The 26,227-nt window shown below is 71.6% G+C and carries 22 protein-coding genes, 1 tRNA gene and 1 pseudogene; 10 read left to right on the forward strand and 14 right to left on the reverse strand.

Annotation, left to right across the window (positions count from 1 at the left end; translation table 11 throughout):
* Positions 1-77: 77 nt before the first annotated feature.
* The 4 genes from ACNKF0_RS01260 to ACNKF0_RS01275 form a co-directional block, all read right to left on the reverse strand.
* Complete coding sequence (locus ACNKF0_RS01260) at positions 78-620, reverse strand: hypothetical protein (RefSeq protein ID WP_416955139.1); 543 nt, start codon at positions 618-620, stop codon at positions 78-80.
* Positions 621-702: 82 nt separating this feature from the next.
* Positions 703-776, reverse strand: a tRNA-Pro gene (locus ACNKF0_RS01265).
* Positions 777-875: 99 nt separating this feature from the next.
* Complete coding sequence (locus ACNKF0_RS01270) at positions 876-1,511, reverse strand: dihydrofolate reductase family protein (RefSeq protein ID WP_416955140.1); 636 nt, start codon at positions 1,509-1,511, stop codon at positions 876-878.
* A gap of 11 nt (positions 1,512-1,522) precedes the next feature.
* Positions 1,523-2,446 carry a metallophosphoesterase gene (locus ACNKF0_RS01275; RefSeq protein ID WP_416955141.1) on the reverse strand — a complete coding sequence of 308 codons (924 nt, stop codon included), beginning with the start codon at positions 2,444-2,446 and terminating at the stop codon, positions 1,523-1,525.
* Positions 2,447-2,472: 26 nt separating this feature from the next.
* Here ACNKF0_RS01275 and ACNKF0_RS01280 point away from each other — a divergent pair, with 26 nt between their 5' ends.
* Positions 2,473-2,931, forward strand: coding sequence for a GatB/YqeY domain-containing protein (locus ACNKF0_RS01280; RefSeq protein WP_416955142.1), 459 nt, complete (start codon positions 2,473-2,475; stop codon positions 2,929-2,931).
* Between the two features lie 15 nt (positions 2,932-2,946).
* Here the strand turns inward: ACNKF0_RS01280 and ACNKF0_RS01285 are convergent, their stop codons facing one another.
* Positions 2,947-5,337 (reverse strand): penicillin-binding protein, encoded by a 2,391-nt coding sequence (locus ACNKF0_RS01285; protein WP_416955143.1) that lies wholly within the window; start codon positions 5,335-5,337, stop codon positions 2,947-2,949.
* 196 nt (positions 5,338-5,533) lie between these two features.
* Here ACNKF0_RS01285 and ACNKF0_RS01290 point away from each other — a divergent pair, with 196 nt between their 5' ends.
* Positions 5,534-5,821: a WhiB family transcriptional regulator gene (locus ACNKF0_RS01290; RefSeq protein ID WP_416955144.1), complete on the forward strand. Its 288-nt coding sequence runs from the start codon at positions 5,534-5,536 to the stop codon at positions 5,819-5,821.
* An 18-nt stretch (positions 5,822-5,839) separates the two neighbouring features.
* Here the strand turns inward: ACNKF0_RS01290 and ACNKF0_RS01295 are convergent, their stop codons facing one another.
* Together ACNKF0_RS01295 and ACNKF0_RS01300 are read right to left on the reverse strand one after the other, a co-directional pair.
* Positions 5,840-7,000 (reverse strand): ArsA family ATPase, encoded by a 1,161-nt coding sequence (locus ACNKF0_RS01295; protein WP_416955145.1) that lies wholly within the window; start codon positions 6,998-7,000, stop codon positions 5,840-5,842.
* The gene (locus ACNKF0_RS01300) at positions 6,997-8,022 is read right to left on the reverse strand and encodes an ArsA-related P-loop ATPase (RefSeq protein ID WP_416955146.1); all 1,026 of its coding nucleotides are present in this window, start codon (positions 8,020-8,022) and stop codon (positions 6,997-6,999) included. The genes ACNKF0_RS01295 and ACNKF0_RS01300 overlap by 4 nt, the downstream gene beginning before the upstream one ends.
* Before the next feature lie 215 nt (positions 8,023-8,237).
* Here ACNKF0_RS01300 and ACNKF0_RS01305 point away from each other — a divergent pair, with 215 nt between their 5' ends.
* The 5 genes from ACNKF0_RS01305 to ACNKF0_RS01325 all read left to right on the forward strand — a co-directional run bounded on the left by ACNKF0_RS01305 (position 8,238) and on the right by ACNKF0_RS01325 (position 17,874).
* Positions 8,238-15,191 carry an OmpL47-type beta-barrel domain-containing protein gene (locus ACNKF0_RS01305; protein WP_416955147.1) on the forward strand — a complete coding sequence of 2,318 codons (6,954 nt, stop codon included), beginning with the start codon at positions 8,238-8,240 and terminating at the stop codon, positions 15,189-15,191.
* 147 nt (positions 15,192-15,338) lie between these two features.
* Positions 15,339-16,166 (forward strand): CoA transferase subunit A, encoded by an 828-nt coding sequence (locus ACNKF0_RS01310; protein WP_416955148.1) that lies wholly within the window; start codon positions 15,339-15,341, stop codon positions 16,164-16,166.
* A 5-nt stretch (positions 16,167-16,171) separates the two neighbouring features.
* Positions 16,172-16,840 carry a 3-oxoacid CoA-transferase subunit B gene (locus ACNKF0_RS01315; protein WP_416955149.1) on the forward strand — a complete coding sequence of 223 codons (669 nt, stop codon included), beginning with the start codon at positions 16,172-16,174 and terminating at the stop codon, positions 16,838-16,840.
* 103 nt (positions 16,841-16,943) lie between these two features.
* Complete coding sequence (locus tag ACNKF0_RS01320) at positions 16,944-17,432, forward strand: hypothetical protein (RefSeq protein ID WP_416955150.1); 489 nt, start codon at positions 16,944-16,946, stop codon at positions 17,430-17,432.
* A 136-nt stretch (positions 17,433-17,568) separates the two neighbouring features.
* Positions 17,569-17,874, forward strand: a complete 306-nt coding sequence (locus tag ACNKF0_RS01325; RefSeq protein WP_416955151.1) for a hypothetical protein — start codon at positions 17,569-17,571, stop codon at positions 17,872-17,874.
* 110 nt (positions 17,875-17,984) lie between these two features.
* On the opposite strand, the gene ACNKF0_RS01330 is transcribed toward ACNKF0_RS01325, so the two are convergent.
* Positions 17,985-18,377 (reverse strand): VOC family protein, encoded by a 393-nt coding sequence (locus ACNKF0_RS01330; protein WP_416955152.1) that lies wholly within the window; start codon positions 18,375-18,377, stop codon positions 17,985-17,987.
* 204 nt (positions 18,378-18,581) lie between these two features.
* Here ACNKF0_RS01330 and ACNKF0_RS01335 point away from each other — a divergent pair, with 204 nt between their 5' ends.
* The gene (locus ACNKF0_RS01335) at positions 18,582-19,670 is read left to right on the forward strand and encodes an alkene reductase (RefSeq protein ID WP_416955153.1); all 1,089 of its coding nucleotides are present in this window, start codon (positions 18,582-18,584) and stop codon (positions 19,668-19,670) included.
* A gap of 52 nt (positions 19,671-19,722) precedes the next feature.
* Here the strand turns inward: ACNKF0_RS01335 and ACNKF0_RS01340 are convergent, their stop codons facing one another.
* Entirely contained in the window at positions 19,723-19,938 is a 216-nt protein-coding gene (locus tag ACNKF0_RS01340; protein WP_416955154.1) for a hypothetical protein, read from the reverse strand.
* Positions 19,887-21,086 (reverse strand): MFS transporter, encoded by a 1,200-nt coding sequence (locus ACNKF0_RS01345; RefSeq protein ID WP_416955155.1) that lies wholly within the window; start codon positions 21,084-21,086, stop codon positions 19,887-19,889. The genes ACNKF0_RS01340 and ACNKF0_RS01345 overlap by 52 nt, the downstream gene beginning before the upstream one ends.
* Positions 21,087-21,175: 89 nt before the next feature.
* Here ACNKF0_RS01345 and ACNKF0_RS01350 point away from each other — a divergent pair, with 89 nt between their 5' ends.
* On the forward strand, positions 21,176-22,210 hold the full coding sequence (locus ACNKF0_RS01350) for an LLM class flavin-dependent oxidoreductase (RefSeq protein WP_416955156.1): 1,035 nt from the start codon (positions 21,176-21,178) through the stop codon (positions 22,208-22,210).
* Between the two features lie 5 nt (positions 22,211-22,215).
* On the opposite strand, the gene ACNKF0_RS01355 is transcribed toward ACNKF0_RS01350, so the two are convergent.
* The 4 genes and pseudogenes from ACNKF0_RS01355 to ACNKF0_RS01370 form a co-directional block, all read right to left on the reverse strand.
* A complete protein-coding gene (locus tag ACNKF0_RS01355) occupies positions 22,216-22,611 on the reverse strand; it encodes a low affinity iron permease family protein (protein WP_416955157.1) in 396 nt (131 codons plus the stop codon).
* 36 nt (positions 22,612-22,647) lie between these two features.
* Entirely contained in the window at positions 22,648-23,298 is a 651-nt protein-coding gene (locus ACNKF0_RS01360; RefSeq protein WP_416958379.1) for a response regulator, read from the reverse strand.
* Complete coding sequence (locus ACNKF0_RS01365) at positions 23,295-23,813, reverse strand: sensor histidine kinase (RefSeq protein WP_416958381.1); 519 nt, start codon at positions 23,811-23,813, stop codon at positions 23,295-23,297. The genes ACNKF0_RS01360 and ACNKF0_RS01365 overlap by 4 nt, the downstream gene beginning before the upstream one ends.
* Positions 23,814-23,871: 58 nt before the next feature.
* Positions 23,872-25,497: pseudogene (locus ACNKF0_RS01370) on the reverse strand (hypothetical protein); the annotation flags it as partial.
* A 53-nt stretch (positions 25,498-25,550) separates the two neighbouring features.
* On the opposite strand from ACNKF0_RS01370, the gene ACNKF0_RS01375 reads away from it, so the two are divergent.
* On the forward strand, positions 25,551-26,168 hold the full coding sequence (locus ACNKF0_RS01375; RefSeq protein WP_416955158.1) for a hypothetical protein: 618 nt from the start codon (positions 25,551-25,553) through the stop codon (positions 26,166-26,168).
* Positions 26,169-26,227 lie beyond the last annotated feature (59 nt).

Here is a 26,227-nt window from a genome sequence, read left to right on the forward strand (position 1 = left end):
TCCCCGGTCGGCCGGGGATCCCTGAACATGTGGCCCCGTGCACCGCCTGACAAGTGCAGGGAGTGACTCGGTCCTGGTCAATCCCCGGCGGCGGTGGTGACCCACCACGCGGCGCCGAAGGCGACGGTCGACGCCAGGGGTACGGCGACGAGCGCCCGCCACGTGTCGAGCGAGCCGAGCAGGAAGACCAGCACCAGCACCGCCAGGATGCCGACGGCGAGGACACTGGTCGATCCCGCACGTGGCACGCCGAGCAGGCGCAGCAGCAGGCTCCCGGCCCACGCCAGCAGCGCCAGCACGACCACCAGGAGCAGCAGTCCCGGCCCGCCGCCGCACGCCGACGTGCCGCGTACGGCCTCGCACCCGACGCCGGCCAGCCAGGCAAGCGCCACCGCCAGTCCGCCGACGGCGGCACCGGTCAGCGCCGCTGCGGGCAGGCCGGTCACCGGCACACGCGGGAGCTCGCGTCCGGGCGCTGGGTCGGGCGTCGGCGGGACCTCCCGGGTCGGTGCTGCGGTCGGTCGGGAGCTCGCCGTTGGGCCGGCTCCCCTCGCCCGGCGCCGCAGCGACAGCGAGGGCATCTCGAGCGAGGGGCCGTCGTCGGGAGCACCGTCTGCCATGGGGGCACAGTGCCACATCCCGGCACCAGCGGGAACGACGAAGGGCCGGACCCACTCGCGTGGATCCGGCCCTCCGACACTGTCGGGCTGACAGGATTTGAACCTGCGGCCTCCTCGTCCCGAACGAGGCGCGCTACCAAGCTGCGCCACAGCCCGCCGCCCTGACCGAGAGAACTGGTCAGGGCAACGTCGGCGAGCATACCGGAGCGGTCAGGGGCTCTGGAAATCGCCCCGGACCGGTGGACGGAGCTCGGCTCAGGAGGGGGCGCGGCGGGTGAGCGTCAGGTGGGTGACGCCGCTGGGCGAGGACACCGTCTCGATGTCGAAGGTGTCCTCCAACGCCTCGAGGCCGTCCCACAGGCGGGTGCCCCGGCCGAGCACGACGGGCACCACGACGAGGTGCAGGTGGTCGACCAGGCCCGCGGCGACGAACTCACGGACCACCGTCGCGCCGCCGCCGAGTCGTACGTCGAGGTCGCCGGCGGCCTGCCGGGCGACCGCGAGCGCCTCGGCGGGGGAGGCGTCGAGGAAGTGGAAGGTGGTGCCGCCGGCCATCTCGAGCGGGGGCCGCGGCCGGTGCGTCAGGACGTACGTCGGTGTGTGGAAGGGCGGCTCCTCGCCCCACCACCCGCGCCAGTCGGGGTCGTCCTGCCACCCGGGTGGGCCGAACTTGTTGGCACCCATGATCTCGGCGCCGAAGCGGACGTCGTGGCGGGCCGCGAACGCGTTGTCGACGCCGACGCTGCCGCCGGTCTGCCAGTGCTCCGTGGCCATCATCCACTGGTGGAGCTTCTGGCCGGCATGCCCGAACGGCGACTCCAGGGACTGCGGCTCGCCGGAGCCGAAGCCGTCGAGCGAGATCGAGAAGTTGTGGACGCGCACCAGGGACATCGGGCTCTCCTTCAGTCGGCGGGGACCAGGGTCAGCAGGGTCGCCTCGGGGCGGCAGGCCACACGGAAGCGGACGTACGGGTTGGTCCCGAGTCCTGCCGACACGTGGAGCCATGCCGAGCCGTCGTCACCGGGGGCGGAGTCGGCGGGGTGGCGGTGCAGGCCACGGGCGCGCGCGGGCTCGAGGTCGCAGTTGGTGGTGAGCGCCCGGCCGCCCGGCAGGCACACCTGGCCGCCGTGGGTGTGGCCCGCGATGATCGCGTCGTAGCCGTCGGCGGCGAACTGGTCGAGCACGCGGAGGTACGGCGCGTGGGCCACGGCCAGGCGCAGGTCGGCCGCCCGGTCGGCCGGTCCGGCGACCCGGTCGAGGTCGTCGTAGGAGAGGTGGGGGTCGTCGACGCCCGCGAAGGCGATCGTGGTGTCGCGCACCGTCAGCGACCCGAAGCCGTTGGTGAGGTCGACCCATCCGGCGGCGTCGAAGCGCCGCTTGAGGTCGGGCCACGGGAGCTGCGGGGTCGAGGTGTTGCGCTTGCCCGTGTCGGGGAGCAGGTAGAGCAGCGGGTTGCGCATGCCCGGTGCGTAGTAGTCGTTGGACCCGAGGACGTAGGCGCCCGGGACGTCGAGCAGCCGGCCGAGGGCGTCGGCGACGACCGGCACGGCGCGCATGTGGGCGAGGTTGTCGCCGGTGTCGATGACCAGGTCGGGCTCGAGCGCGGCTAGCCCGCGTACCCACTCCTGCTTGGCCCGCTGGTCGGGAGCCATGTGGATGTCACTGAGGTGGAGCACCTTCAGCGGTGCGTGGCCGGCAGGCAGCACGGGCACGGTGACGCGACGCAGGGTGTACTGCCGGGCCTCCCATGCTGCGTACGTCGCCAGGCCGGCGCCGGCGAGCGTCCCGAGCCCGAGCGTGCGGCGTACGACGGGGAGGAGAGGCATTCGCCAAGGCTGCCACAATGGCCCACATGAGTGCTCTGAAGGACCGTCTCCGCGCCGACCTGACCACCGCCATGAAGGCGCGTGACGAGCTGCGCTCCTCGACCATCCGGATGGTGCTGACCGCGATCACCAACGCGGAGGTGGCCGGCAAGGAGGCCCGCGAGCTCTCGGACGACGACATCATCGGCGTCCTGTCGACGGAGGCCAAGAAGCGCCGCGAGGCCGCGGTCGCGTTCGAGGAGGGCGGGCGCACCGAGATGGCGGCCAAGGAGGCCGCCGAGGGCGAGGTCATCGCCGACTACCTCCCCGCCCAGCTCAGCGAGGCCGAGATCGCCGAGCTGGTGCGCGCGGCGATCGAGCAGACGGGCGCCGCCGGCGAGGGCATGCGCGCCATGGGCAAGGTGATGGGCGTCGTGACGCCCCAGGTCAAGGGTCGCGCCGAAGGCGGCGCGGTCGCCGCCGAGGTGCGCCGGCAGCTGGGCTGAGCAGCCCGCCGGGGGTCAGCCCCGGCCACCGCCGTTGCCGCGACCCCGGCCGCCGTTGCCGTTGCCGTTGCCACCGCCGTTGCCACCGTTGTCGGTGGACGGCGGGGGAGGAACGTAGCCCGTCGAGGTGTAGAGCGTGACCGTGTCGCCGCTGCTCAGCTGGGCGCCGGCCTCGGGTGAGGTCGAGACGACGAGGCCCGCCTCGGCCTCGGAGTTGACCTGGCCGCCGTCGGCGGCGGTGAACCCCGCGCCCTGGAGCGCCGCGGTCGCGGCCTCGACGCTCTGGCCGGTCACGTCCGGAACGGTGCTGAGCACGCCGGCGATCTCGTCGCCGGGCGGGGTCTGGAAGTCCTCGTAGGGGAGCTTGGCCGACACCGCTGCCATCGCGTCGCCCCAGAGCGGGCCGGCGACGGTCGAGCCGAACGCCTCGTAGATCGAGCTGCCACCGACGACCTGGCCGTTGAGGCTGACCCACTCGCCGAACTCGTTGGCGCCGGCGACCATCGCCGCGGTGGAGATGGTGGGGGTGTAGCCGACGAACCACACGGCCATGTTGCTGTTGTTGGTGCCGGTCTTGCCCGCGGAGGGCTTGTCGATGGCGATGTTCTGGCCGAACCCACCGGGCTCCATCACGCCGCGCAGGATGTCGTTCACCGCGTCGGCGGTGGCGCCGGGCATGACCTGCTCGCACTGGGTGGCGAAGTCCTTGAGCACCTGGCCGGAGGAGTCGAGCACCTGGGTGACCGGTCGCGGGTCGCAGTGGAGACCGCGGGCCCCGAAGGTGGCGTAGGCCTGCGCCATCGTCAGCGGGTCGGCGTCGGAGACGCCGAGGATCCACGACGGCACCTGCTGCGCCTTGGGCACCTTGACGCCCATCTCCTTGGCGAGCTCGAGCGGCTCGCACATGCCCGTCCGGGTCTCCAGCTGGGCGAAGAACGTGTTGACCGACTGCTGGGTGCCGCTGTAGAGGTCGAACGTGCCCGCGCCGGTGGAGTTCTCCGGGTCCCAGCCCTTCTGGTCGCCGGCGTAGGGGCCGTCGCAGGTCTCGAAGTCCCAGTCGTCGAAGTGCATCGTCTGCGGCGAGGGGATGCTGGTGCTCAGCGGGATGCCCTGGTTGATGGCGGCGGCGAGCACGAACAGCTTGAACGTCGAGCCGGCCTGGAAGCCGTTGGCGTCGCCGTACTTCTTGGGCACCGTGTAGTTGAGGTAGGTCTCGCCGCCCTGCTTGTCCTTGCCCATCGGGCGCGACTGCGCGAGCGCGCGGACGTCACCGCTGCCGGGCTCGACCATCGCCAGGCCGCCGATGGCCTGGTCGGTCTGGTAGACGTGGGAGGACACGGAGTCGTCGGCGGCCTTCTGCATGTCGAGGTCGATCGTGGTGTTGATCGTCAGGCCGCCGTTGTTGAGCGTGCGGCGGCGCTCCTTGGTCGTGTCGCCGAGGACGGGGTCCTTGAGCAGCCAGTTGACGACGTAGTCGCAGAAGAACGGTGCGCGCGACTGCTGGCAGCCGTTGGGCGACGTCTCGATCTTGAGCGTCTTCTTGATCGGCTTGTTCTTGAGCCGGTCGGCCTTCTTCTCGGTCAGGACGCCGAGCTGTGCCATGCGGTCGAGGACGACGTTGCGCCGGCTCTCGGCGCGCTCGGGGTTGTCGACCGGGTCGTAGCCGACCGGGTTCTTCACCAGGCCGGCCAACGTGGCGGCCTCGAGCATGTTGAGGTCCTTGGCGTTCTTGGAGAAGAAGTGGCGCGCGGCCGACTGGACGCCGAAGGCGCCGTCGCCGAAGTAGGCGATGTTGAGGTAGCGCTCGAGGATCCAGTCCTTGGTGTGGTTCTTCTCGAACGCGATCGCGTAGCGCAGCTCGCGGATCTTGCGCGCGTAGGTCTCCTCGGTCGCGGCCTTGCGCTCCTCGTCGGTCTCCGCCTGGTAGAGCAGCGTCTGCTTCACCATCTGCTGGGTGATCGACGAGCCGCCCTGCACCGAGCCGCCGTTGGCCTGGTTGGTGACGAAGGCGCGGAGCGTGCCCCGGAGGTCGAGGGCGCCGTGGTCGTAGAAGCGGTAGTCCTCGATCGCGACGATCGCCTTCACCATCGGCCGCGAGATCGAGCCGAGCGGCACGTTGATGCGGTTCTGGTCGTAGAGCGAGGCGATGAGGTTGCCGTTGACGTCGTAGATCCGGGTCTTCTGCGACAGGTCCTTGGCCTCGAGCGACTCGGGGAGGTTGACCATGCCCTTGCTGACGTCCTTGGCCGCGACGCCCACCAGGCCCGCGAAGGGAATGGCGAGGCAGGCGACGAGGACACCCATGACGACCGCGACGGCAGCCATCACCGCGAGGTGGGACGCGACCCGACCGGCGTCAGGGCCGCCCTGGGGGCGTCCGGAGGAGGAGGACGAGCGTGAGGACATGGGCACCAGAGTACGGGGCGGACGCTTACCATCCGGAATTCCAGCCGCGCAGCCGGATAGTCATATTGGGCTATACGAATTGAGCCACACGGTCCCTGTCTGGACCGGGGGTGATTCGTTTACTTTTCATTCTGAGTCGGGGATGGCCGCTATGGGGGCGGCCGACCGGCTCGACAATCACCGTGGGGTTTGACTTATGTGGGTCGAGGACTGGGCAGCACGCGCCGCATGCAAGGGCGACACTCCGGACGCGCTCTTCGTGCGTGGCGCGGAGCAGAACAAGGCCAAGCAGGTGTGCGCGGGTTGCCCCGTGCGGACCGAGTGCCTGGCCGAGGCGCTCGACAACCAGATCGAGTGGGGTGTCTGGGGCGGCATGACCGAGCGTGAGCGCCGTGCGCTGCTCCGCCGTCGTCCCGGTTCGTCGTGGCGCACCATCCTGGAGACCGCCCGCACCAAGGTCGAGGCGCCCGCGGTCAACGCCTGAGTCGCGTCGGTCTGGTCCTCAGTCCTGCCGCGCGAGGCTCTCGCCGATCGCGCGCAGGCCGTCGAGGTCGTGGACGTCGCTCGCCATCGCCGGCACGATCGCGGTCGGGACCTTCGGGTGCGCCGCCGCGAACCGCTCGCGCAGGTGCTGCTCGCGCTCGACGATGCGGACCCGGTCGGCGTGGAGCCGCAGCAGCCCGGCGGTCAGTGACGAGGAGTCGCCCGACTGCAGCCGGTCGGCTGCGGTGATGGCCTCCTCGGCCGACAGCTCCGTGCGGGCCGAGGGGCTGGCCCGGTTGACGACCAGGCCGGCCAACGGCATGTCGTCGTCGGTGAGCCGGTCGACGAAGTACGCCGCCTCGCGCAGCGCGTCGGGCTCCGGTGCGGCGATCACGACGAACGCCGTGCCGTCGGCCTGGAGCAGCGCGAATGTCTTCTCGGCACGCTGCCGGAAGCTGCCGAACAGGGTGTCGAGGGCCGTGACGAAGGTCTGCACGTCCTTGAGCATCTGGCCGCCCAGGATCTTGGCGAGCGCGTTGGTCACCACGGAGAAGCCGGCGGTCATCAACCGCGCGGGGCCACGCGCAGGAGCCACGAGGAGACGGATCAGTCGACCGTCGAGGAAGCTCGAGAGCCGTTCGGGTGCGTCGAGGAAGTCCAGCGCGGAGCGCGAGGGCGGGGTGTCGACCACGATCAGGTCGTGGCTGCCGTCGGCCAGCGCCTGACGGTGCAGCTGGCCCAGCTTCTCCATCGCCATGTATTCCTGCGTGCCGGCGAACGAGCTCGACAGCGCGACGTAGAACGGGTTCTCGAGGATCTGCTTCGCCTTCTCGGGGCTGGCCTGCGACTCGACCACCTCGTCGAAGGTGCGCTTCATGTCGAGCATCATCGCGTCGAGCGACCCGCCCGCGTCCGCGCCGACGGACGACACCGGCCGTGGGGTGTTGTCGAGCTGCTCGATGCCCATCGCCTGCGCCAGCCGGCGGGCCGGGTCGATCGTCAGCACGACGACCTTGCGACCCCGCTCGGCCGCACGGAGCGCGAGGGCCGCCGACGTCGTCGTCTTGCCGACGCCGCCCGCGCCGCAGCACACGATGATCTCGATGGTCGGGTCGTCGAGCAGGGCGTCGACGTCGAGGACCGGCGGTGAGGTGGTCTTGGGCCGTGGGGTGGTCTTCATGCCATCCCCTGGCGGCGGAGCAGCTGGGCGAGCTCGACGAGCGCGCCCTGGTCGATGCCGCTCGCGAGGCGCGGGAGGTCGTAGGTAGGCACACCCTCGGCCGCGACGAGCTCGCGCTGCTCGTCCTCGAGGTGTCGGCGTACGGCGTGGTCGCGCGCCTCGGCGACCAGCGACCCCACCAGCTCGGCGTCGACGTCCACGCGGGCGCGGGCCAGCTCGGAGGTCACCGCGGTCGGGTCGACGGAGCCGTCGCGCACCTGGGCGAGCGCGCTCGGGCTGAGGGCCTGCGGGCGCACCAGGTTGACCACGACCCCGCCGACGGGCAGGCCTGCGGCGCGGAGCTCGGCGATGCCGTCGGAGGTCTCCTGCACGGGCATCTCCTCGAGGATCGTGACCAGGTGCACCGCCGTGCGCGGTGAGCGGAGCAGCTCCATCACCTTGTCGGCCTGGGACTTGATCGGGCCCACCTTGGCGAGCCCGGCCAGCTCGGAGTTGACCCCGAGGAACTGGCAGATGCGGCCCGTGGGCGGCGCGTCGAGCACCACGGCGTCGTACGTGATCTGGTGCTGGTGCCGACCGCCGCGGGGTCGCTGCACCGCCTCGTAGACCTTGCCGGTGAGGAGCACGTCGCGGACGCCGGGGGCGATGGTGGTGGCGAAGTCGATGACGCCGAAGCGGTCGAGCGCCTTCCCGGCGCGACCGAGCTTGTAGTAAATCGAGAGGTACTCGAGCAGCGCCGACTCGGGATCGATGTGGAGCGCGTGGACCTGGCCAGCGCGGCCGTCCTCGTCGGGAGCGCCCTTGGCGATGCGCCGCTCCTCGTAGGGCAGCGGGTCGATGTCGAACATCCGGGCGATGCCCTGGCGGCCCTCGACCTCGCACAGCAGCACGTTGCGACCCGAGCTCGCCAGCGCGAGGGCGAGCGCTGCGGCCACGGTGGACTTCCCGGTCCCGCCCTTGCCGGTGACGACGTGGAGACGCACCTTCGGCCAGTCGACGGGTCGGTCGGCGCTCGCGGTCACGACCCGAGGATAGCCAGCCGGCTCCGACCCCCTAGACGGTGCTTTCACGCATCGTTGTGCGTCTTTATGTTCATAGGGGCCATCTTTTGCTTGACCAACAAACAAAAGGGTGGGACGGTCGACCCTGGACCTTGGGTGACCCACGTCACAAGCGCGTCCCCTCCTGCTCTCACTGCTCGAACTCGTCGTACTCACCAGCCCCTGGAGGCCTTGGGATGTCACCCACCACCGCGCGACGACGGCTCGCCCGTCGATCCACCGCAGGGACCGCGCTGACCGCCGTCCTCGCACTCGTCGGAAGCGTCCTGCTCGGCGTCGCCACTGCCGCGCCCGCGCAGGCCCACGAGGGGCACGGGCACGTGCTCATCTTCACCGAGGACGCTGCCGGCGACTGGCACGACGCTGCCATCGCCCAGGCGACGCCGAAGGTCGAGGCGGCGCTCGAGGCCGAGGGCATGGAGGTGACCGTCGTGCACAAGGAGACCGCCGGCGGTTCCGAGGCCGTGTTCACCGACGAGGGCCTCGCGCCGTTCGACGCGATCCTCGTCTTCCAGGCCAACGGCGACCCCTGGAACGCCTCGGAGAAGGCGGCCCTGGAGCGTTGGCAGGCAGCGGGCAACGGCATCGCGGCGGTGCACAACGCCCTCGACATGCGCGGCAACTACCCCTGGTGGGACAACATGGTGGGCTCCCTGATGCCCGGCCACGCCCCCACCGGCACCGACCCCGGTCCCTCGGGCGTGGTGCGCAACGAGGACACCACCCACCCCTCCACCGAGCACTTCACGGGCACCGAGGACGTGACCCGCTGGACCCGCAACGACGAGTGGTACAACTTCAGCAACAACGTGCGCGGCACCGCCCACGTGCTCCAGACCATGGACGAGTCGACGTACTCCGGCGGCAACATGGGCTACGACCACCCGATCACCTGGTGCAAGCCCTACGAGGGTGGCCGCTTCTGGGGCACCGCGCTCGGGCACTTCCCCTCCCACTACGACGAGCCCGACTTCATGGCCGAGCTCGTCGGCGGCGTCAAGTACGTCGCCGGCCTCGAGGAGGGCGACTGCGGCGGCACCGTGTGGAGCAACTACGAGCGCATCCCGCTCGACCAGAACACCTCGGCGCCCTTCGCGATCGACGTCGCCGACGACGGCAAGGTCTTCTACACCGAGCTCGTCCGCGGCCAGCTGCGGATGTACGACCCCGCGTCGCAGGCCGTGACCACGGTCCTGCAGCTCCCGGTCTACTCCGGGGGTGAGGACGGCCTGCTCGGCGTGGCGCTCGACCCTGACTTCACGACCAACGGCCACATCTTCCTCTACCGCTCCGCCGAGTCCCCGGACAACGCGAACCCCGACAACTTCTGGTCCACCGTCTCCCGCTTCACCTACGAGAACGGGTCCGTCGACCCCGAGTCGGAGAAGGTGATCATCGAGATCCCCGCCCGCCGCCTGCCCGACGAGCCCGGCCACACCGGTGGCGGCCTCGACATCGACGACGACGGCAACCTCTTCATCGGTGTCGGCGACGACGTCAACCCGCACTCCGAGCCGTCCGGCGGCTACGCCCCGCTCTCCGAGCGCGCCGGCACCTTCCACGACGCCCGCGAGACCTCGGCCAACACCAACGACCTGCGCGGCAAGATCCTGCGCATCACGCCGGTCGACGAGCCGGGCGAGCCCGGCGTCGACTCCAGCTACACGATCCCCGAGGGCAACCTGTTCCCGGAGGCCGAGGACGTCGACCGCGACAAGACCCTGCCCGAGATCTACGCGATGGGCTTCCGCAACCCGTTCCGCTTCTCCATCGACAGCGAGACCGGCTGGCTGAGCATGGCCGACTACTCGCCCGACAACGGCACCGACGCCCCGGCCACCCGCGGCCCCGCCGGCATCGCCGAGTGGAACCTCATCAAGAGCCCCGGCAACTACGGCTGGCCGCTCTGCATGGGCGGCAACCACCAGGGCCAGAACCCGAACGGTGAGCCCTTCCGTGACGTCGACTACGGCACCACGACCCCGCTCAACCCGCCCGTCGTCGGTGACTACTTCGACTGCGCCAACCCGGTCAACGACTCGGTGCGCAACACCGGCCTGACCGAGCTGCCCCCGGCCCGCGCCGCGGACATGTACTACGGCTACCGCCGGTCCTCGGTCGGCGCGATCCCGCAGGGCGGCGGCCTGGCCCCGATGGGCGGCCCGGTCTACCGCTACGACGAGGAGCTGGAGTCCGACACCAAGTTCCCGGCCTCCTTCGACGGCAAGCCCTTCTTCTATGACTGGGCGCGCAACAAGATGTACAACATCCAGCTCAAGGACCCCGCCGCCAGCGAGGGCACGCAGGTGGAGAAGGTCAACCCGTTCCTGCCCGACGTGCCGTTCCTCGCACCGATCGACTCCAAGTTCGGTCCCGACGGATCGATGTACGTCCTCGACTGGGGCGGCGGCTACGGGCGCGACAACCCGACCTCCGGCCTCTACCGCATCGACTACATCAGCGGCTCGCGCTCGCCGGTCGCGCGCATCGACGCCACCCCCGACTCCGGACAGGCCGACCTCGAGGTCTCCTTCGACGGCAGCCGTTCCAGCGACCCCGAGGACGAGGAGCTGTCCTACGCCTGGGACTTCGACGGTGACGGCACGACCGACGCCACCGGCGTCACCGCGACCCACACCTACACCGAGAACGGTGTCTTCGACGCCCGCCTGACCGTCACCGACCCGGCCGAGAAGACCGGTACGACGACGGCGCCGATCACCGTCGGCAACACCCGGCCCGTGGTCGAGCTCGAGACCCCGCCCGACGGCGCGTTCTTCGACTTCGGCGACGAGATCAGCTGGGAGGTGCAGGTCACCGACCCCGAGGAGGGTGACGACGTCGACCCGCAGGCGGTCGAGGTCCAGCCCGCGCTCGGCCACGACGACCACGCCCACCCGCTCAACGCCTCGCGCGGCCTCACCGGCAGCCACGTCACGAGCATCGGTGGCCACGCGGCCGACGAGAACATCTTCTACGCCGTCGACGCCCGCTACACCGACACCGGTGGCGCTGACGGGTCGAACAAGCTCCTCGGCTCCGACACCGCGGTGATCTTCCCGAAGCTGCGGCAGGCCGAGTGGTTCGACGCCAAGTCGGACACCGCCACCCTCGCTCCGGGCCGCGACGCCGCCGGCGGCGGCCAGGTCGTGGTCGGCAAGAACGGCGCGTGGGTCAACTTCGAGCCGGTCAGCTTCCACCAGATCGACACGTTCCACCTGCGGGTGCAGGCGGCTGCCGAGGGCGGCACCATCGAGCTGCGATCGGGCAGCCCCGACGGTGACGTGGTCGGCACGGCCGAGGTCCCGGCGACCGGGCAGCAGTTCCGCGACGTCGCGGTCGACGTGAGCGAGCTCGGCAGTGAGTCGATGGAGCTCTACCTCGTCTTCACCGGCGACAGCGACATCAAGCTCAACTTCTTCGAGGCGATCGGGCAGGGCATCTCCCCGACGGCCAAGCCGGTGGTCGCGATCACCGAGCCGGTCGACGGCGACAAGCTCGACCCGGGCGCCGAGGTGGCCGTGGCCGCCGAGGCGACCGACGCCGACGGCTCCATCACGAAGGTGGAGTTCTTCGCCGGTGACACCAAGATCGGCGAGGACGACGCCGCGCCGTACGCCGCCACGTGGACCGCTCCCGACGAGGAGGGGCTCTACGAGATCACGGCGAAGGCCACCGACAACGAGGGCAACACCACCACCTCGCGCCTCGTGCAGGTGCAGGTCGGCGAGCTGTTCGGGGACCTGATCCCCTTCAGCAACGTCAACGGCGAGTTCGAGCGGCTGGGGGCCGGCGCGTTCCGGATCTCCGGCGCCGGCACCAACGCCTGGCAGGGCACCGACCAGTACACGACGCTGTTCAAGCCGGCCGGTGGTGACGACTCCTACGACGCGATCGTGCGGGTCGACGCCAGCACCCTGCAGAACAACTCCGGCAAGGCGGGTCTCCTGATCCGCAACGACATGACGCAGCCCGGCACCTCGCCCGGCTACGCCATGCTCGCCTGGCGCCGCGCGAACGGCATGGAGTTCCTCACCGACCCCGACGGCAACGGACAGCTCAACGCCTCGGTCGCGGGCGGCGCCAGCACGACGCCGAAGTGGCTGAAGCTCAGCCGCCGCGGCGACGAGGTGTCGGCGTACTGGTCCAACAACGGCGACACCTGGACCCAGGTCGGGGGCGCGGTGACGCTCGAGGGCATCGCCGACACGCAGGACGTCGGCATGTTCATCATGGCCCACGAGAACGTGGTCCGGACCGCGGACTTCTCGCAGTTCGCGATCGACACCGACCCGCAGGAGGAGGAGCCCGAGCCGGAGACCCCGGGCGAGCCCCTCACCTGCGTCACGGGCCCGGTCTCGGACGAGTTCGACTCGCCGGCGCTGCTGCCCAAGTGGGCGATGCGCAACGCACCGGGCGCGCCGATCACCCAGGCCGGCGGCACCCTGCGCCTGCCCGTCACCACCGGTGACATCAACGAGGCGAGCCCCGGACCGGTGAGCTTCGCCGGCCAGCCGGTGCCCGCCGGCGACTGGACCGCCACCACGAAGATCACGCTCGACCACAGCTCGCACTGGCAGTGGGCCGGCCTGGTCGTGCACCAGTCCGACGACGAGTACAACAAGCTCGCCTTCGTCCGCCACCAGAACGGCACGCGCCTGGTGGAGTTCCAGTCCGAGACCAACGGCTCGCGCACCACGCCTGCCGCCCCGGTCGTGGCGGCGGACTTCCCGAGCACGATCCACCTGCGGTTCACCAACACCGCGGGCAAGCTCAGCGGGGCCTACTCGGCCGACGGTGAGAGCTGGACCGCGCTCGCCGGGACGCTCGACCTCAAGACCGGGTCGGGCGCGCGGATCGGCCTGATGGCCGCCGGTGACCTCGGCACCACGCCGCGCGTGGCGCAGGTCGACTGGTTCCGGGTGACCCCGGACCGGACGGCCGACGCGGTCGAGGCCGACGACGAGTTCGACGGCGACGCGCTCGACGGCTGCCGCTGGGCGGAGTCGGTCCGCTACGACTCCACCACGGCGTCGGTGGCCGACGGTCACCTGAAGATCGCGACCGAGCCGGGCGACATCAACGGCAACAACCCGGTCCAGCCGAGCAACTTCGTCCTCCAGGACGCGCCCGAGGGTGACTGGGTGGCCGAGACCAAGATGAAGGCACCGCTCAAGCACCGCTACCAGCTCGCCGGGCTGCTCATGTACGGCGACGACGACAACTACGCCAAGGCCGACATCGTGGCCTACAACGCGCCGGGCGCCGCAGTCGACCTGCGGGCCGAGCTCGCCGCGGAGAAGGGCGGCAACGGCGTCGGAGGCGGGGACGCGCTCAACATCGCCGACACCACCGAGAGCGGCTACTGGTGGGTGCAGGTGACCAAGGTCGGCACGACCTACACCGCCGCGGTGAAGTCCACCGCCGGTGCGTCGTGGACGCCCATGGGTGACGGCATCACCTACGACGGACCGCTCAACTCGCTGGGCATCATGGCGATCGGTCCCGAGCAGGACGAGCCCGTCACGGTCGAGTTCGACTACTTCCACCTCGACTCCGAGGAGGAGCCGCCGACCGACACGACCGCCCCGGTCACCACCGCGGCCCAGGCCGTGGTCGAGGACGGCGTGCAGGTCACGCTGGCCGCGACCGACGAGACCGACGGCTCCGGCGTCGCCTCCACCGAGTACCGCATCGACGAGGGCGAGTGGACCGACTACACGGCTCCGTTCACCATCACCGAGCCCGGCACCCACACGGTCGAGTTCCGCTCGACCGACGTGGCCGGCAACGAGGAGACCGCCAAGTCCATCGAGGTCGTCGTCGAGGCTGCCGACGAGGCCGCCCCGACCACCGACATCACCTGGTCGCCGGCCGAGGCCGACGGCGAGGAGGGCTGGTACGTCACCGCTCCGAGCTTCAGCCTCGAGGCGGAGGACGACGGATCCGGTGTCGCGTCGACCGAGTACCGCATCAACGGCGGCGCGTGGACGACGTACGACGGTGAGGTGACGGTCCCCGACGGTGAGCACACCATCGAGTTCCGCTCGACCGACGAGGCCGGCAACGCCGAGGACGTGAAGTCCTCGGAGGTGAAGGTCGACACGGTCACCCCGGCGACGGGCGCGACCCAGGAGAAGGCCGGCGACGGCGTGCGGGTGGCCCTCGACGCCACCGACGCCACCTCCGGTGTGGCCCTGACCGAGGTGAAGCTCGACCAGGGTGCCTGGAAGACCTACACCGACCCGGTCGTGGTCAACGGCGCCGGCGAGCACACGGTCCGCTTCCGCTCGACCGACGTCGCGGGCAACGTGGAGGAGGAGCAGTCCATGACGGTCGTCGTCGACGGACCGCCCGCCGACACCACCGCCCCGGTGACGACCGTGCGCACCGACCCGGGCTCGCCCGACGGTCGCTCCGGCTGGTTCACCACGGCCCCGAAGGTCACGCTCAGCGCGACCGACGAAGGGTCCGGGGTGGCGCGCACCGAGTACCGCATCGGCAACGGCGCGTGGACGGCGTACACCGCTCCGTTCACGATCACCGCGCAGGGCCGCCAGGTCCTCGAGGTGCGGTCGGTCGACAAGGCCGGCAACGTCGAGACGGCGCAGTCGAAGGACGTCGCGGTCGACACCGTGCAGCCCGAGGCGCTCGTCGGAGGCATCCGTGAGCGCAGCTACCCGAGCCACAAGTCGGCGACGGTGACGTGGGCCGGTGCGGACGCCACCTCGGGTGTGCGCAACGTGCGGGCGGTGCTCGACGGCGAGAGCGTCGAGCAGGGCGAGTGGCAGATGTGGACCCTGTCCACCGGCCGCCACGTCCTGACGGTCACGGCCACGGACGGCGCCGGCAACAGCAGCTCGCGCACGGTGGTCTTCACCGTCCGGGCGACCGGCAAGTCGCTCAAGAAGGTCGTGAAGTCCATGGCCGCCGACGGCGAGATCGGCCCGAAGCGCGCCAACAAGCTGCTCCAGGCCGACAAGGACGCGCGGAAGGCGGAGCGCTCCGGCACCGACCGTGCGGCCAAGAAGGAGCTGAAGCAGCTGCGCAAGCTCATCCGTCGCAAGCTCGACGGGGAGCTCCGCGCCGCCCTGCTGACGCAGGTGAGGGCTCGCCTGGCGAAGCTCTGACACCGCTGCGTCGTTGAGCCGGCCGGGCCCGGGGAGGGTGCCTCTTCCCTGGGCCCGGCCGAACCACGTCCGGGCACATACGGCGGCACCGACTGTGGTGCCCGCCCACACGGTGGCGCCGGTCACATCCCCGCTAGGGTCTCGGGCATGGACAAAGTGGTCTCTTCTGCGGCCGAGGCGGTCGCTGACATCCCGGACGGCGCCACCCTCGCCGTCGGTGGCTTCGGGCTCTCGGGCATCCCGTCGGTCCTCATCGACGCCATCCTCGAGGCGGGCACGACCGACCTCGAGGCGGTCTCCAACAACTGCGGCGTGGACGAGTGGGGACTGGGCCGGCTGCTCTTCGCGAAGCGGATCCGGCGGATGATCTCCTCCTACGTCGGGGAGAACAAGGAGTTCGCCCGGCAGTACCTGCACGGCGAGCTCGAGGTCGAGCTGACCCCCCAGGGCACGCTGGCGGAGCGGATGCGGGCGGGTGGCTCGGGGATCCCGGGCTTCTACACCGCGACCGGTGTCGGCACGCAGGTCGCCGAGGGTGGTCTGCCGTGGAAGTACGACGACGCCGGCAACGTCGTCGTCGCGTCGCCGCCGAAGGAGACGAAGGTGTTCTCCACCGCCGAAGGCGACAAGGAGTACGTCCTCGAGGAGGCGATCGTGGCCGACTTCGGGCTGGTGCGGGCCTGGAAGGGCGACCGGCACGGCAACCTGATCTACCGCCAGTCGGCGCGCAACTTCAACCCGCTGGCTGCGATGTGCGGGCGGGTGACGATCGCGGAGGTCGAGGAGCTGGTCGAGCCCGGTGAGCTCGACCCGAACGACATCCACACCCCGGGCGTGTACGTCCAGCGCGTCGTCGCGCTGTCGCCGGAGCAGGCGGCGGACAAGAAGATCGAGCGGGTCACGACGCGGCCGCGGCCCGAGCCGGACCCGGTGCAGGGGTCGGACGACGCGGCGAGCTTCGGACTGGGAGGCTGAGCGAGATGGCATGGAGTCGTGAGGAGATGGCCGCTCGTGCTGCGAGCGAGCTCAAGGACGGGTCGTACGTCAACCTCGGGATCGGGCTGCCGACGCTGGTGCCGAACTACGTCGCCGACGACGTGGAGCTGGTGCTGCAGTCGGAGAACGGCATCCTCGGCGTGGGGGCGTACCCCTTCGAGGGCGAGGAGGACCCCGACCTGATCAACGCGGGCAAGGAGACGGTGACGCTGCGCAAGGGTGCGTCGTTCTTCGACTCCGCGCAGTCGTTCGGGATGATCCGCGGCGGCAAGATCGACGCCGCGATCCTGGGTGCGATGCAGGTCTCGGCAGTGGGTGACATCGCGAACTGGATGATCCCCGGCAAGATGGTCAAGGGCATGGGTGGCGCGATGGACCTGGTCCATGGCGCCAAGCGGGTGATCGTGCTGATGGAGCACACCGCCAAGGACGGGTCGTTGAAGATCCTCGACGAGTGCGACCTGCCCTACACCGGCAAGCGGGTCGTGCAGCGGATCATCACCGACCTCTGCGTGATCGACGTGATCGACCCCACCACCGGCGAGGTCGCGCCCTCGGGCACCCTCGGCGACCGGGCGCTCAGGCTCGTCGAGCTCGCCCCCGGCGTCACCGAGGACGAGGTGCGGGAGAAGACCCAGCCGCCGCTGGTCTGAGCTCGGGGCACACCGCCGACCCGGTCCCCCGGGACGCATCGACGCCTTGACCTCGTACGCTGCCGATGACACCGGCCGCGGGGGGAGGAGAGGGAGAACGCACGTGCTGAACCAGGAAGACGCCGCAGATGCCCGCAGGGCAGCGGACGACGATCGAGACGACTCCGCAGGGCAGGTCGTGGTGCCGGGGCAGCGTTCGCCCTCGGCGGCACGACTGCTGGAGATGACTGCCCGCGACACCGATCAGTGGCGCTCCGATGCCCGGGCCGAAGCGGTTGAGATCGTCGCCGCGGCCCAGGCCGAGGCGGATGCGCTGGTGCAGTCGGCGCAGCGAGAGGCCATGACCATGGTCGAGGCCGCCCGACTCGAGGCGTCGCGGACGGTGGACGAGGCCCGAGCGACTGCCGATGGAGTGCAGGCGGAGTCCGAGGAGCAGCGCACGCGAGGGGAGGCCGAGGTCGCTCGTCTCCAGCAGGTGGCGGCAGACCACGCGCAGCACCTCCGTCGACACCTGAACGACATGCTGGACCGGCTCGACCCTGCTCCCGATCAGGCGCAGCTCGACAGCAGCGACGACTCCCAGCCCGCGTAGAAGCGCAGTCCGAACGGGGAGTGCCGGCTCGCTCTGAGCAGGCTGGCGCTCCCCGATCTGCCGCGACCCCCCAAGCGGCGGCGGCGTGGCGGGCGTTGACCGTGCTGTACGTCGCCCGTCGTGCCATCCTGCCCGCATGGAGCGTGGAGTCGACCCGCGGTGGGACCATCTCGTCGACATCTTGTCCACGATCGGCGAGGTGACCGACCGGGTCCCGCGCGGTCTCACCGTGGTGCTCAGTCGGGACGACGGCTCGGACCAGGTCGTCGAGGTCGACATGACACCTGAGGAGTGGGACGACATGTGCAGCATCGGCGGCTGGCACATGGAATCGGGAGCAGCACACGTACGGCAGCTCGTGGTCGACCAACCACGCGCGTGTCGCTACCTCACCTACGCGAACTACGTGCTCCGTCCGGCTGAGAGCGACTGGGAACGGTAGGGAGCGCGGGCCGACCGCTCGGGCAGGAGCCCAGCCCGCGTCTGGGGAACGACCTGCAGGCTCATCGGGTCGATCGACCTGCGTCTCGTTCCCCAGGCGACCCGCAACCCCTACGAGGCCCCGCCGGCGGCGCCGGCCGACCAGTCAGGCAGCTGCTGGAGGGCCCAACCGTTGCCGTCGGGGTCGGCGAAGAAGACGAACCGGCCCCAGGCCAGCTCGTCGACCTCGCTGACCTCGATGCCACGTGCGACGAGGTCGGCGTGGGTCGCGTCGGCGTCGGCGATGACCATCTGCATGTTGTCGAGCGAGCCCGGCTCCATGCGCGTGAGGCCCCGACCGATGGCGATCGAGCAGGCCGACCCCGGCGGGGTCAGCTGCACGAACCGCACGTCGTCGTTCACGGTCTGGTCGTGGTCGACGACGAAGCCGACCTTCTCGTAGAACTCCTTGGCCCGGTCGACGTCGGTCACGGGCACCATCACCAGCTCCAGCTTCATGTCCATGCCCCGAGGCTAGAAGGCCCTGCTGACACCTGCTGTCCGCAAGGACGGGCTGTCTGAGGACGTGGTGGCTGTCGTGGACCCCGATCTCCGTCCACGACGTCCTCAGGTATCTGCTGTGAGGCTTCTCTCGTCGGGGAACATCGACCGCCGCACGGTGGCTGAGGGAGTCGTACAGTCCTCAACCACTCTGGAGGCACCACCTTCATGTCCCGTGCATTCGAGCCCCTCGCCGTCGGCCCCTGGAAGCTCCCCCAGCGCTTCGTGATGGCCCCCCTGACCCGCAACCGCGCGGGCGAGGGCCACGCCCCGACCGACCTCAACGCGGAGTACTACGCGCAGCGCGCCGGCGCCGGCCTGATCGTCACGGAGGGCACCGCCCCCAGCCACGTCGGCCAGGGCTACCTCGACGTGCCCGGGCTCTACACCGACGAGCAGGTCGCCGGCTGGCGCCTGGTCGCCGACGCCGTGCACGCCGGTGATGGTGTGGTCGTCGCCCAGCTCATGCACGTCGGACGGATCGCCCACGCCGACAACAAGGGCGGCACCGAGACGATCGCCCCCAGTGCCGTGCAGGCACCCGGCGAGATGATCACCGCCCAGGGCCCGAAGCCGCACGACGTGCCCCGCGCGCCGGAGACCGACGAGATCGCCGGCCTGGTCGCCGACTTCGTGACCGCGGCCCGCAACGCCGTCGCGGCCGGCCTCGACGGTGTCGAGGTGCACGCGGCCAACGGCTACCTGCTGCACCAGTTCCTCGACCCGACGGTCAACCTGCGCGACGACGTCTACGGCGGCTCGCCCGAGAACCGGGCGCGCTTCGTCGTGGAGGTCGTGACCGCGGTCGCCGAGGCGATCGGCGCCGAGCGGGTCGGCCTGCGGCTGAGCCCGGCCCACCAGTTCAACGGCATCGGCGAGGAGCTCGGCCCCGACCTCACCGCCACCTACCGGGCCGTGGTCGACGCCGTCGCGCCGCTCGGCCTGGCGTACCTGAGCCTGCTGGCCAGCCCGCTGGAGCCGCTCGAGACGCTGGTCCGCGACCTGCGGGAGCGCTTCGACGGCGTCGTGCTGCTCAACGACGGGTTCGGTGACGTCACCACCCTCGAGTCGGTCGAGAAGCTGCTCGAGACCGGCCTCGCCGACGCAGTCGTCGTCGGGCGCCCGTTCCTCGCCAACCCCGACCTCGCCGACCGGTGGCGTGCCGGGTCGGAGCTCAACGCGCCGAACCCCGACACGTTCTACGGCGGCGGCGCCGAGGGGTACACCGACTACCCCACCCTCGAGCAGTCCTCCTGACCGCTCCCGCTGACAGTCCGGCCGGCCCCGACCCCCGTGGGGCCGGCCGGACTCATGCCGGTCGGGTCCGGGCCGCGGCCAGCACCCCGAGCACCGCGGCGAGCGCGGCGAAGGCGAAGACCGTGAGGAACGGGTCGAGGTCCTGCCGCTCGGCGGCCGCGAAGGCGGCGCCCGCCACGGACAGGGCGAGTGCCGCGCCGAGCGAGTCGGCGACGGTCAGGGCGGAGGAGTTGAAGCCGCGGTCGCGGTCGGTCGACGCCTCGAGCATCGCCACCCGGTGCGCGGGTAGGCGAAGCCCATGCCTGCGCCGGCGAGGACGTACGCCGCTGCCGGCAGGACGGCGGACGGGCGCGCGCCGGCGTCGTAAGCGAGGACGTTGGCGGCGAGGGCCGTCAGCCCGACGAGCACCAGGCTGGTGCCGACCACCATCGCGCGGGTGTGGGACACGCGCCGACCGAGCCGGGACTGGACCTGGCTGGCGCTCGCCCACACGACGCCGACGCAGGTCAGCGCGATGCCGGCGCGGCCGGGGGAGAGGCCCCAGCGCTCCTGCAACACGTAGACGATGTAGGCCTCGGCGCAGAAGAACGTCGCGGCCAGCAGGCCCCGGGTGGCGATCACCGCCGGCAGGCCGCGGCGCAGCGTGCGGCTGCCGGCCGGGAGCAGGCGTCCCAGGGAGACCCACACGACGGCGAGCGCGGCGAGCGCGCCGAGGGCGGCGACGCCCCGCGCGGAGCCGACCAGCTCGAGGACGAGGACCGCAACCGCGCCCAGCAGCGCCCACCACAGGCGTACGGCCGGGGTGGACACCCCCTCGGCGTGCGGCTCGAGGCCCCGCAGCGCCGGGGTGAGCAGCACCAGCGCGACCACCACGAGGACGACCGTGCCGAGGAAGACCCAGCGCCACGACCAGACGTCGGCCACGAACGCCGCGAGCGCGGGGCCGAAGAGCGCCGGCAGCACCCAGGCCGCGGCGAACGAGGCGAAGACGGCCGGCCGCAAGGTGGCGGGGAAGACGAGCCCGACGACGTAGAGCCCGACGATCATGGCGCCGGAGCCGAGGCCCTGCAGCACCCGCCCGGCGAGCAGCACCTCCATCGACGGCGCGAGCCCGCACACCAGCAGCCCGGCCGAGAAGAGAGCCAACGACGCGAGCAGCGGCACCACCGGGCCGGTGCGGTCGCTCCACATGCCGGCGGCGACCATGCCGACGACCCCGCTGGCGAGGGGTGCGGCGAACGCGAGGGCGTACAGGTCGAGGCCGCCGAGGTCGCGCGCCACCGTGGGCATCACGGTGGTGACCGCCATCGCCTCGAAGGCCGCGAAGGCGATCAGGCCGAACATCGCGATCGTGGTCCCGGCGTAGGCCGGCGAGAGGATGCGCTCGCGCGGCTGGGGAGTCGTGCTGGTGGTCACTGGCCTGACGGTAGGACCTCCTGTGCACCTGAGGCCAACCTGTCGACGCTGTCGGAATAAACGCACCGGGTGCAGACGCTGGGCCGACAGTGACTGCCCTCTCCGTGCTCGACCTCGTGCCCGTCCGCAGCGACCAGACCACCGGTGACGCCATCGCCTCCTCACGCAGCCTGGCCCGGGTCGCCGACGAGCTCGGCTACCGCCGCTACTGGGTCGCGGAGCACCACAACATGCCGGCCGTGGCGGCCACGAACCCGCCGGTCCTGATCGCGATGCTCGCCGCAGCGACCGAGCGGATCAAGGTCGGGTCGGGCGGCGTGATGCTGCCCAACCACGCGCCGCTCGTGGTGGCCGAGCAGTTCGCGCTGCTCGAGGCCGCCTTCCCCGGCCGCATCGACCTCGGCATCGGGCGCGCGCCCGGCACCGACCCGCTCACCAGGTACGTCCTGCGCGGGGGCAGTGCGGAGTCGGCCGACGAGGCGGTGGCGAAGTTCCCCGACTACGTCGAGGACATCCGCACCCTGATGACGACCGAGGGCGTCGAGCTGCAGGTCGGGCCCCGCCGCCAGCCGCTGCGGGCCACGCCGGCCGCCCGGACGATCGCCGACATGTGGCTCCTCGGCTCGAGCGACTACTCCGCCCGCCTGGCCGCCGAGAAGGGCCTGCCCTACGTCTTCGCCCACCACTTCTCCGGCGAGGGGACCGGCGTCGCGCTCGACCTCTACCGCTCGTCCTACCGCCCCTCGCCCGAGCACCCCGAGCCGCGGACCTTCCTCACCGTCAACGCCGTCGTCGCCGAGACCGAGGAGGAGGCCCGGCGCCGCGCCCTGCCCAACGTGCAGATGATGCTGGCCCTGCGCACCGGGGCGCCGCTGCTCCCGCAGCGGCTCGTCGAGGAGGCCGAGGCGGTCGAGATGACGCCCGACCAGCGCGCCTTCGGCGACGCCATGGCGCAGCGCTGGATCGTCGGGTCGCCCGAGCAGGCGCGCGCCCAGGTCGACGAGCTCGCCGGTGAGTTCGACGTCGACGAGGTGATGGTGCACCCGGTGGCGGGCGCCGCGTCCGGGACCGACGTACGCACCTCACCCGCGCGCGAGGAGACCCTGCGCCTGCTCGCGGGCTGACCCGGTCAGTGGCGCTCTTCGAGCCCGACCGCCTCACGCAGGTCCTCCGCGGCCTCCCGGAGCCGGGGATCGTCGGCGGCGCGTGAGTCCATCAGGGCGGCGAGCGCCTCGGCGATGACGTTGAGCTTCTCCTGCATCGCTTCGGTGTTGCGGCGTCCGGCGTTCTCCAGCAGCACGAGCAGCAGCAGCGAGAGCACCGCGCCGAAGGTGTGGATGGCCAGCTCCCACTTGGTGGTGGACTTCCACAGCGGGTAGCTCGCCGCCCAGATCACGACGATGATCACGACGACCGCGAAGAACGGCGCCCGGCTGATCACCTTCGTCGACAGCTCGACGAACCGTTCGAAGGGGTCGAGCCCCTCGTTCTTCTCGCGGCTCTCAGCCGCACCGGTGCGCTCCATGTGCGGGAATCTAGTGCCGCGACGCGGTGGGGGTCCTCACCCCTGACGGCCGAGTCCGGCGTCGCGCGCACGGATGATCACGTCGGCGCGGTCGGTGGCCTGCAGCTTGGCCAGGATGCTGGTGATGTTGTTGCGGATCGTCTTGGGCGAGAGGAACAGCTCCTGCGCGATCTGCCCGTTGGAGCGACCGGCCGCGATGAGGTCGAGCACCTCGGTCTCGCGCTCGGTGAGCTCGGGGAAGGGCCGTTCGGGGCGGGACGTGGGAGCGAGCACCTCCGCGATGCGGGCCGCGAGCGAGGCGCCGAAGACGACGCCCCCGGCGTGGACCGTCGACACCGCGCGCACGATCTCGTCCTGCTCGGCCCCCTTGCGGAGGTAACCCCGTGCGCCGGCCCGCAGCGCGGACAGCACCGTGCCGTCGTCCTCACCCATGGTCAGCACCAGCACGCCGACCTCGGGGTGCGCCGCGGCGACCGCGCGGGTGGCGTCGATGCCGTTCATGACCGGCATCTGCACGTCCATGATCACGACGTCGGGGAGGTGCTCGTCGACGAGGGCAACGGCCTCCGCGCCGTCGGACGCCCGGGCGACCACCTCGATCCCTGGCAGCGGGTCGAGCAGCGAGGCGAGGCCGTCGCGGAAGACGGGGTGGTCGTCGGCGATCAGCAACCGGATCGGCTGGCTCATCGGGCGCTCCTCGCGGGTTCGGTCCGGGGGACGGTCGAGGGGGTCGTCGGCGTTGCGCCGCCGTAGGGGAGGACCGCGCGCACGGTGGTGCCGCCGGACTCCGGGCACACCACCTCGCAGCGTCCGCCGAGCTCCTCGGCGCGCTCGCGCAGCGACAGCAGGCCGACGCCGGCGGTGACGTCGGGACCGATGCCCCGTCCGTCGTCCGCGACGGTGACGGCCAGCGCGTTCGCGTCCCCCTCGAGGCGTACGTCGACGTGGCGCGCGTGGGCGTGCTTCACCACGTTGGCCAGCGCCTCCGAGACGATCCGGTAGGCGGCGACCTCCACGGCCGCGGGCAGGCCCGTCGTGGCCGCGGCCGAGACCTGAACCTCGACCTCCGACCGCACGCGCTCGGCCTGCTGGCGCACCGCGGCCTCCAGGCCCAGGTCGTCGAGTGCGGGCGGGCGCAGGTCGTGCACGAGGCGGCGTACGTCGTCGAGGGCGTCGCGGACCTCGGTGCGGGCGAGGCCCACCAGGCTCGCGGGCCCGGCCGGGGTCGGAGTCGATGGCGTTGCCGGCGGCCTGCAGGCGGAGCGCCACCCCGCCCAGGACCGGGCCGAGGCCGTCGTGCAGGTCGCGGCGGATCCGGCGCCGGTCGTCCTCGCGGCCGAGGACGAGGCGTTCGCGGCTGGCCTGGAGCTCGGTGGCGAGCAGCCCGGCGCGGATGGCGACGGCCGCCTGCCGCACGAGGTCGACCAGCAGGCCCTGGTCGCGTCGCGACAGCATCGACCGGTAGCCCTGGGCGGGCAGCACGAGCCGGCCGACGCGCTCGTCCTGGTAGGCGATGTCGATCTCCTGGACCTCCGCGGGCGGGGTGCCGTGCGAGGCGGACAGCAGCCCGCCGTCGGGGGTGAGGACGTCGACGCGGACGTGGCGGACCTTGAAGGTGTCCGCCACCGCGGACGCGAGCGCGGGGAGCTGCTCGTCGACCGTGCCGATGGTCTCGAGCCGGGCCGCGAGCGCGGACACGGCGCCGTAGCGGTCGCTGCGCCGGCCCAGCAGCAGACGGTGGACGAGCCCGCCGAGCCAGGCGCGGAGCGGCCCGTAGACGACGACGGCCAGCACGAGCACGACCAGCGTGACGTCGCGCTGGTCGAGCCGGTCACCGAGGAGCGCCGTGCCGGCGGCCAGCACGGCGAGGTCGACGGCCACGACGATCGCCGCCACGACGGCGGTGGTGAGGGTCCAGGCGACGAGGGCGTCGACGTCGCCCAGCCCCGGGCGCAGCAGGCCGATCGTCACCGAGACCGCGAGGGCGGCGACGGCGAGGTCGAGGAAGAGGGTCGTGACCAGCCCGCCCACCGACAACGTCAGCGCCGCGAGCACCATCAGCACGCACATGATCCCGGCCCACAGCAGCCACCTCAGCTGCGTGCGCTCCGTCGCCGACGCCTGCCGGCGCCGCGCCCAGACCAGACCGACCGCCGCGAGGACCGAGCCGAGCGTGAGCACCTGCGCCCCGCGCAGCATGGCCTCGGCAGCGGCGTCGGACCACGGGAAGGGCACGACCTCGGTCGAGCCGACCGGCTCGCCGACGGAGAAGACCACCGAGTCGGGCGCGAGCAGCAGCATGACCGGCAGCGCGAGGGACGCGCAGGCGACAGCGATCGCGGCGGTCCGCCAGCGGCCCGTCAGGAGGTGACCGGTGGGATAGATCAGGAGCAGCCCCACCAGTCCCGAGAGCAGGAGGGCGCCCACCCTGGCGACGAACCAGTAGGCGACGTCGGTGCCGGGGAGGTCGCGGGCCAGGCTGTAGGAGATCCAGCTGTCGAGGGCGCCGTCGACGGTCCACACCAGGGCCACCGCGCCGAGGAGCCGACCCACCGGGTCCCGCGGGCGGGCGAGCAGCACCACGACGGCCGCCGCCGTCAGCAACAGCCCGGGCAGCGCGGTCGTCGTACCCAGGCCGGTGGAGGCGGCAGCGCGCTCGGCGTCGCTGGTGGCGAGGTCCAGCCACGCGGCGGTGGCGACCGCGACGAGCGACACCGCACCGATGGCGACGGGCTCCGCGACTCTGCTCACGCGAGCAGTATCACCGCGCGGACGTCCCGTCGTCAGGGGACTGCGGTCCCTCCTCGACGGGACACCACGAGGGGACCGGGGACGGGACCGCTCTCCCTGTGGGTCGGGTCGCCGGGACGGCGAACCTCGTGGCATGCCGCAACCGGCGGCCCACCACTGAAGCACCCTTGAAGCAAAGGACCGGTCCGTTGACCCTCTCGCACTCTCCCGCTCCCGCTCGCTCCGATGTCGCCACGACGGCTCCGACCGGCGCGAACCGCCGTCCGTACGTCGTCCACGGCGGCGTCCTCACCGCCGGCGCCCTGGCCTGGGCAGCGACCATGGCCGTCGTCGGCATCGACCCCGTCGGGCACACCGAAGAGGTCGCGTTCTCGATCTCGTCCGGCCTCTTCCAGGTCGGCCTGCTCTTCCTGCTGCGCACGCTGTGGCGCACGCAGGCCCTCGGCGAGGGCCGGCTGGCCCGCGCCGCGCTGCGGGCCGAAGCCGTCGCGGTCGGGCTCGCCATCTGCTCCACGGCGAGCGACGGACTGGGGCTGACCGACTTCGACAAGGTCGGCTTCATCGTCCTCGACGCGTTCTGGCCGCTGTCGATGCTCGGGATGTTCCTCATCGGCATCCGGATCGCGATCGCGGGCCGATGGAAGGGCGTCACCCGCTTCTGGCCGATGGTCGCCGAGAGCTGGGCCGTCGTCACCATCCCCGCGCTGGCGATCTTCGGCGACACGGTCGGCCACGTCGTGGCCGTCGCGCACCTCTGCGTCGGCTACGCCGTCCTCGGCGTGCTGGTCAGCCGCAAGGCCGGGTGATCGGCTCTCGGTCCCGGCCCGCTGCGTCATACGAACCCGCACCCATGAGCGCGGGTTCG

Source organism: Nocardioides sp. T5 (assembly GCF_048161455.1).
Classification (GTDB): Bacteria; Actinomycetota; Actinomycetes; order Propionibacteriales; family Nocardioidaceae; genus Nocardioides.

Bases quoted from the DNA above. Each gene is read 5' to 3' on its own strand.
- ACNKF0_RS01295 (WP_416955145.1), bottom strand. From the start codon at position 7,000: ATGAAGACCACCCCACGGCCCAAGACCACCTCACCGCCGGTCCTCGAC.
- ACNKF0_RS01315 (WP_416955149.1), top strand. From the start codon at position 16,172: ATGGCATGGAGTCGTGAGGAGATGGCCGCTCGTGCTGCGAGCGAGCTC.
- ACNKF0_RS01305 (WP_416955147.1), top strand. From the start codon at position 8,238: ATGTCACCCACCACCGCGCGACGACGGCTCGCCCGTCGATCCACCGCA.
- ACNKF0_RS01360 (WP_416958379.1), bottom strand. From the start codon at position 23,298: ATGAGCCAGCCGATCCGGTTGCTGATCGCCGACGACCACCCCGTCTTC.
- ACNKF0_RS01270 (WP_416955140.1), bottom strand. From the start codon at position 1,511: ATGTCCCTGGTGCGCGTCCACAACTTCTCGATCTCGCTCGACGGCTTC.
- ACNKF0_RS01290 (WP_416955144.1), top strand. From the start codon at position 5,534: ATGTGGGTCGAGGACTGGGCAGCACGCGCCGCATGCAAGGGCGACACT.
- ACNKF0_RS01325 (WP_416955151.1), top strand. From the start codon at position 17,569: ATGGAGCGTGGAGTCGACCCGCGGTGGGACCATCTCGTCGACATCTTG.
- ACNKF0_RS01335 (WP_416955153.1), top strand. From the start codon at position 18,582: ATGTCCCGTGCATTCGAGCCCCTCGCCGTCGGCCCCTGGAAGCTCCCC.
- ACNKF0_RS01285 (WP_416955143.1), bottom strand. From the start codon at position 5,337: ATGTCCTCACGCTCGTCCTCCTCCTCCGGACGCCCCCAGGGCGGCCCT.
- ACNKF0_RS01330 (WP_416955152.1), bottom strand. From the start codon at position 18,377: ATGGACATGAAGCTGGAGCTGGTGATGGTGCCCGTGACCGACGTCGAC.
- ACNKF0_RS01310 (WP_416955148.1), top strand. From the start codon at position 15,339: ATGGACAAAGTGGTCTCTTCTGCGGCCGAGGCGGTCGCTGACATCCCG.
- ACNKF0_RS01260 (WP_416955139.1), bottom strand. From the start codon at position 620: ATGGCAGACGGTGCTCCCGACGACGGCCCCTCGCTCGAGATGCCCTCG.
- ACNKF0_RS01275 (WP_416955141.1), bottom strand. From the start codon at position 2,446: ATGCCTCTCCTCCCCGTCGTACGCCGCACGCTCGGGCTCGGGACGCTC.
- ACNKF0_RS01280 (WP_416955142.1), top strand. From the start codon at position 2,473: ATGAGTGCTCTGAAGGACCGTCTCCGCGCCGACCTGACCACCGCCATG.
- ACNKF0_RS01355 (WP_416955157.1), bottom strand. From the start codon at position 22,611: ATGGAGCGCACCGGTGCGGCTGAGAGCCGCGAGAAGAACGAGGGGCTC.
- ACNKF0_RS01340 (WP_416955154.1), bottom strand. From the start codon at position 19,938: ATGCTCGAGGCGTCGACCGACCGCGACCGCGGCTTCAACTCCTCCGCC.